Here is a 5,628-nt window from a genome sequence, read left to right as displayed (position 1 = left end):
CCGCCGACGCTAGCAGCCGCACCGAGCCGCGCCGAGCCGCGGGGGCCGGGCGGGGGCCAGGCGGGGGCCGGACGGGCACCGGCCGGTGCCCCCACGACGGTCCCACCGGGCACGCGCCCGTCGGGCCGCTCTGGCACGGTCGTGAGCCGAGTCCCGCCCCGGGGAGGCCGCCATGCGCGAACGGGACCGAGCCCGCCGCGAGCGCGACCGCGGGACCCGGCACACCGGTCCGGCACCTGCCGTCCACGACGACGCGCAGGCACGTCTGACCACCGGCGTCGACCACGCCCGCGCCGCCCCGGACCGGCTCCCGCCGCCCGAGCTCGTCGCGCTGCAGCGTGCCGTCGGCAACGCGGTCGTCGGGGAGCTCGTCGCCCAGCGCCAGCCCGCCCCACCAGGCCCGGCGCCCGCCCCCGCACCTGCGCCCGCCGTCGACCTCAGCGAGTTCATCGAGGACGCCGCCTCGCCGGGACTCACGCTCGCGGTCGCGAACCAGGTGCGGGAGGCGCTCCGGCTCAACCGTCGGCAGCAGGCGCTCGACCTCGTCGTGGGGGCGCTCGTCGAGGACGGCACGATCAACCGTGACCTGCTGCGCAACGGGCGCATGCGGTACGACGCCGGCCTCGCGGGCGAGGGCGCGGTCATGCCGCCCGGGTTCCGGCTCGTGAACGGCGCGCGCGTCGCCAACCCGAGCCGGGTGCGGCTGGGTCCGGCCGCGTTCCGCAGCGGACTCGCGGTGCTGTACAGCAGCGTCCTGCACGAGTACCGGCACGTCGAGCAGTTCCAGCGGATCAACTCCGCTGCGGACCCCCTGCACGGGCAGAACAACTGGCTCGTCGAGCGGCAGGAGGTCGACGCCTACCTGCGCGAGGTCGAGACGTCGCGCACCACGGGCCTGTTCGCCGATGCGCGTCAGATGCGCGAGGTCTGGCGCCGCCTGCACTTCGAGCACTGGATCGGCGTCGACCGCGCCGGGCGCCGCGCGCTCAACGACCGTTATGTTGCTGCGCACGCGATCGTGCGGCAGGCCGTGGGGCCAGACGTGCGGCTGGGCTTCAGCCCGGTGCGGTGAGGGGAGGACCGATGGGGACGCTGCGGCTGGTCGTCGAGCCCGTGCAGGACGACGAGGCGGTGCTCGCGGTGCGGGTGCTGCTCGTCAACGACGGGGACGACGACGTCACGGTCAACGCGCGGCTCGCGGTGAGCGCCGAGCACGGCCCGGGCGAGCTGGCCTTCGCGGTCGTCGGGCCCGACGGTGACGAGGTGCCGTTCGCGGCGCGGGTCAACCTCGGGCGGGCGCGGGGCGAGCACACGGCGACACTGCGCCCGACGGTGCACGTCGGCACGACCGTCGACCTCGGCGACTACCACCCGGTCGACGCCCCGGGTGCCTACCGGGTGGTGGCGACCTACCGCGGCGCGGGCGGTGGTGGTGCCGGCGCCGAGCAGGAGGACGACAGCGACGCGGGCCTGCCCACGGGCGTGTGGCGCGGCTCCGTGCGGTCGGACGAGGTCACCGTCGAGGTGCGCTGAGCCGAGGCGCAGGCGGGTCGGGCGACGCCGGGTCAGACCGTCCGCGCGTCCAGCTGGTCGAGGCGGTGGTCGACGAGCCAGCCGGTCGCGAGCAGGGGGAGCGCGACACCGACGAGGGGGCCGAGGACCGGCAGGGCGAGCACCGAGACGGTGACGGCGGCCAGGACGACGAGCACCCCGAGCGAGACGCCCGGGGAGAGCAGCGGGAACAGCGCGACGAATCGCCACGTGCGGCCGAAGGGCTCGTCGTAGCGGCGCGCGACCGCGACGAGCGTGACGACCACGACCGCGAACCAGGCGCCCAGGGCGAGGACCAGGGCCGTGAGGACGGCAGACACCGGGCCCTGCGCGAACCGGACGACGGCGAGGTCGAGGTACAGCAGGACTCCGACCGGCCAGGCGGGGGCGCCGAGCAGGTTGAGCCGGCGCCAGCCGGACCGGTAGGCCGACCAGAACTCGCGCCACAGGTGCTCGGACGGCTCGCCCGCGACGAGGCGCGCCAGCAGCCGCCCGCCGGCGTCGAGCGCGGGGAACAGGCCGAGGACGACGAGCCCGGCGAGGGTGCCGAGCAGGACGAGCGCGTTGATCCCGACGACCTGCGTGACGACGCGCAGGACGCCCATGACGCGCCCGGCCCAGCCGCCGACCTGACCGTCGGTCTCGCCGCCGGTACCGGGATGGTCGCCGGCGCGACCGGTCGTGCCCGTCGGGGCCGTGCCGTCCCCCCGCGGGCGCGCGGGAGGCGCGTGGCGGGCGGGGACGTCGCGGTCGTCGACGGGCACGACGCTCATCCTGCCGTCCGCGTCCCGAAGGCGGTGCGGCCCGTGTCGTCGGTGCCCGCGAAGGAGAGCGCGGGGCGGCCGCCGACCGCGTCGCGCGACGGGAAGACGACCGCGTGGAACGACGGTGAGCCGTCGCCGGCGGGGTCCCGGACGAACCGGCCCGCGCCGAGCGACCGCACGCCGGTGAGCGTGTCGGCGCAGACCTCGACGGGCCGCGACGCGGTGACGCCGCTCGCCGCACCGGGCTCGAACGTCACGACCTCCCACGTGCCGGCCAGGTCGGCGACGTCGGCGGGCCACGACGACACGTCGTCGGACTCCGCGTCGCCCGCCCACGGCTGGGGGGAGACGAGCGGCCAGCCGTCGTCCGTCCAGACGAGCCGGCGGACCTGCACCTCGTGCCGGGTCGGGTCGTCGCCGTCGCGCACGTGGTGCACGAGCAGCTGGTGGTCGCCGTCGGTCAGGACGGACGCGTGCCCGGGGGCGAGCCAGGTGCGGCCGCCCGCGAAGCGGTGCCCGGCGAGCACGGGCGTCCCGACGACCGTGGGGTCGCTGTCGAGGTCGCGCAGGTCGCGTCCGGCTCGGTCGACGTACGGGCCGGTCACGGAGTCGGAGACGCCGACGCGCACGTGGTACGTCGAGAAGAGCGAGTCGTACGACACGACGAGCGCCCAGCCGCCGCCGGGGCGGGGCAGGACGAACGCGCCCTCGATCGCGCCCTCGACGGACCGGGGCCGCCGCGCGACGAGCCAGCCCGGGCCCCACGCGGGGCGGCCGGGGCCGGGCGAGTCGAGCGCGCCGCCGGTCGCGGGATCGAGCTCGAGCACGTGGATGCCGCCGAAGAACGAGCCGTAGACCATCCAGTGCCGGTCGCCGTCGACGACGACGTTCGCGTCGATCGCGTTCGGGCCGTCGGCGTCGTGCCGTGAGGTCACGACGAGCCCGCGGTCCTCCCACGGCCCGGACGGGTGCGGCGCGACGGCCAGCCCGATCGCGGAGGTGCGGGAGCCGAACGTCGACGCGGACCAGTACATGCGCCACTCGTCGCCGACCCGCACGACCTCGGGCGCCCACAGGCCCTCGGCGCCGGTCCACGCGGCGCCGTCGGCGGGCACGCCGGGCAGCGCCCAGCCGTGGAAGTCCCAGGTGACGAGGTCGGTGGACCGCCGGACCTGCACGCCGGCCCGGACGGGGCCGTCGGCGTACGCGTCGGTCGAGAACAGCCAGTACGTGCCGTCGTCGTCCCGCACGGCGGTCGGGTCGTGCGCGTGCCGTCCGCCCCAGGTGCTGGTGTCGGGCGTCGCCGGGTCGGGCGCCGGACCGGTCGTGGGGTCGGGCACCGGGTCGAGCAGGGTCACGGCTCAGCCCTTCGTGCCGGTGAGCGCGACGGACTCGATGATCTGCCGCTGGAAGATGAGGAAGACGATGAGGATCGGCAGCAGCGCGACGAAGGACGCGGCCATGATCAGCGGGTAGTCGCGCTGGGTGGCGAACTCCACGTTGAGGTTGGCGATGACGACCTGCAGGGTCTGCCGCTCGGGGGTGTTCAGGTAGAGGATCGGCGCGAGGTAGTCGTTCCAGATCGTCATGAACCAGAGGATGAACTGGGCGGCGATCGCCGGGCGGATCATCGGCAGGATCATGATGCGGAAGATCTGCGGGTAGGACGCGCCGTCGATCTTCGCGGCCTCGATCATCGAGTCGGGCACCGACTCGAGGTACTGCCGCAGGAAGAAGATCATGATGATGTTGCCGAACAGCAGCGGCACGATCAGCGGCAGCAGGGTGTCGACCCAGTGCAGCCGGGAGAACATGACGAACTGCGGGATCATGATCGTCGGGTAGGGGACCATGAGGCCCGACAGCAGCCCGATGAAGATGACGTTCTTGTAGGGCAGCCGCAGCTTCGCGAGGGCGAACGCGGCGAGCGCCGAGGTGAACGAGCCGACGATGGTCACCGTGCCGGCGACGATGAGGCTGTTCATGAAGCCCGACAGGATCGGGGCCTCGGTCCACATGCGGACGTACGTGTCCCACTGCGGCGCCTCGGGGATCCACACGGGTGGCAGCGCGAAGACCTCGGTCTTCGTCTTGAGCGACGTCGAGAGCATCCACAGCAGCGGCGCGAGCATCGCGGCCGAGCCGAGGACGAGGATCGCGACCGTGACGACGTCGACGGTGCGACGCGAGCGGGTGCGCGAGGAGGGGGCGCGGCCCTCGGGCTTCGCGGCGGGGCGCGCGAGGCGGGGCAGGGTGGCGTTCTGGGTCATGGCGGTGTCTCCCTGCCTCAGTCGATCGCGAAGCTGTTGCGCCGGTTGAGGCGGAACTGGATGACGGTGATGACGAGGACGAGGATCCCGAGCACGATCGACATGGCCGTCGCGTACCCCATCTGCTGGTACTTGAACGCCTTGCGGACGATGTACCAGACGACCGACGCGGAGCTGAACTCCGGTCCGCCGGTGGGCGTCATGATGTTGATCTCGGTGAAGATCTGCGACCCGGCGATGACGTTCGTGACGACGAGGAAGAACGTCACGGGGCGGACCATCGGCAGGATGATCGACCGGAAGCGCTGGAACGCGTTGGCGCCGTCGAGGGCCGCAGCCTCCAGGAGCGAGGCGGGCACGGACTGGATGGCCGCCAGGTAGAGCAGCGTCGAGTACCCGAGGCCCTTCCAGATCGCCATGATGATGATCGCGGGCTTCACGGTGGCGGTGTTCTGCAGCCAGTCCGGGCCCTCGATGCCGAACCACGCGAGCACCTGGTTCACCAGGCCGAAGTCGCCGTTGTACGCGAACTGCCAGACGATCGCGATGGCCGCGAGCGACGAGATGACGGGCACGTAGTAGATCGTGCGGAAGGCCGTGCGGCCGGGGATCTTCCGGTTGAGCGCGAGCGCGAGCAGCAGCGACAGGAAGAGCCCGATCGGGATGCCGATCATGTAGAAGAACGTGTTGAACAGCGCCTTGTGGAAGTACTCGTCGGCCAGCAGGTCGACGTAGTTCTCCAACCCGATGAAGCGCATCGGGCCGAGGCCGTTCCAGCTCGTCAGCGACGCGTAGACCGCGAAGCCGATGGGGTAGAGCGTGAAGAGCAGGTAGCCGACGACGGGTGCGGCGACGAAGATCGCGGCCCACCGGTGCTCGGTGCGGTGCAGGCGCAGGATGTCGCGCTTCGAGCGCGTCCCGGGCGCGGGGGAGGTGCCGGTCGTGCCGGGCGCCTCGGGCGGGTTCTCGACGGTCGCGGTGCGCGCCATCCCAGGCTCCTTCGTTGCGGGGGCCCCGCGGTGTCGTGCGGGGGCGTCCCCGCC

Annotated in this window: 6 protein-coding genes; 2 read left to right on the top strand and 4 right to left on the bottom strand. The window is 73.3% G+C overall.

The annotated features are described in order from the left end of the window. Positions 1 to 172 precede the first annotated feature (172 nt). On the top strand, positions 173 to 1,072 hold the full coding sequence (locus tag CBZ_RS18690) for a hypothetical protein (protein WP_130782968.1): 900 nt from the start codon (positions 173 to 175) through the stop codon (positions 1,070 to 1,072). A gap of 11 nt (positions 1,073 to 1,083) precedes the next feature. Beyond that, the gene (locus tag CBZ_RS18685; RefSeq protein ID WP_130782967.1) at positions 1,084 to 1,533 is read left to right on the top strand and encodes a hypothetical protein; all 450 of its coding nucleotides are present in this window, start codon (positions 1,084 to 1,086) and stop codon (positions 1,531 to 1,533) included. 32 nt (positions 1,534 to 1,565) lie between these two features. Here CBZ_RS18685 and CBZ_RS18680 read toward each other — a convergent pair whose 3' ends face one another. The 4 genes from CBZ_RS18680 to CBZ_RS18665 are packed head-to-tail and all read right to left on the bottom strand — an operon-like array spanning position 1,566 to position 5,574. Beyond that, positions 1,566 to 2,324 carry a YesL family protein gene (locus CBZ_RS18680; RefSeq protein WP_130782966.1) on the bottom strand — a complete coding sequence of 253 codons (759 nt, stop codon included), beginning with the start codon at positions 2,322 to 2,324 and terminating at the stop codon, positions 1,566 to 1,568. Continuing rightward, positions 2,321 to 3,673 (bottom strand): arabinan endo-1,5-alpha-L-arabinosidase, encoded by a 1,353-nt coding sequence (locus tag CBZ_RS18675; protein ID WP_246013541.1) that lies wholly within the window; start codon positions 3,671 to 3,673, stop codon positions 2,321 to 2,323. The genes CBZ_RS18680 and CBZ_RS18675 overlap by 4 nt, the downstream gene beginning before the upstream one ends. A 3-nt stretch (positions 3,674 to 3,676) precedes the next feature. Beyond that, complete coding sequence (locus CBZ_RS18670) at positions 3,677 to 4,585, bottom strand: carbohydrate ABC transporter permease (protein WP_130782965.1); 909 nt, start codon at positions 4,583 to 4,585, stop codon at positions 3,677 to 3,679. 17 nt (positions 4,586 to 4,602) lie between these two features. Continuing rightward, positions 4,603 to 5,574 (bottom strand): carbohydrate ABC transporter permease, encoded by a 972-nt coding sequence (locus CBZ_RS18665; protein WP_130782964.1) that lies wholly within the window; start codon positions 5,572 to 5,574, stop codon positions 4,603 to 4,605. Positions 5,575 to 5,628: the final 54 nt, after the last annotated feature.

The organism is Cellulomonas biazotea (genome assembly GCF_004306155.1).
Classification (GTDB): domain Bacteria; phylum Actinomycetota; class Actinomycetes; order Actinomycetales; family Cellulomonadaceae; genus Cellulomonas; species Cellulomonas biazotea.
The sequence above is the reverse complement of the archived record's forward strand: the minus strand, read 5'-3'. Positions and strand labels throughout refer to the sequence as shown.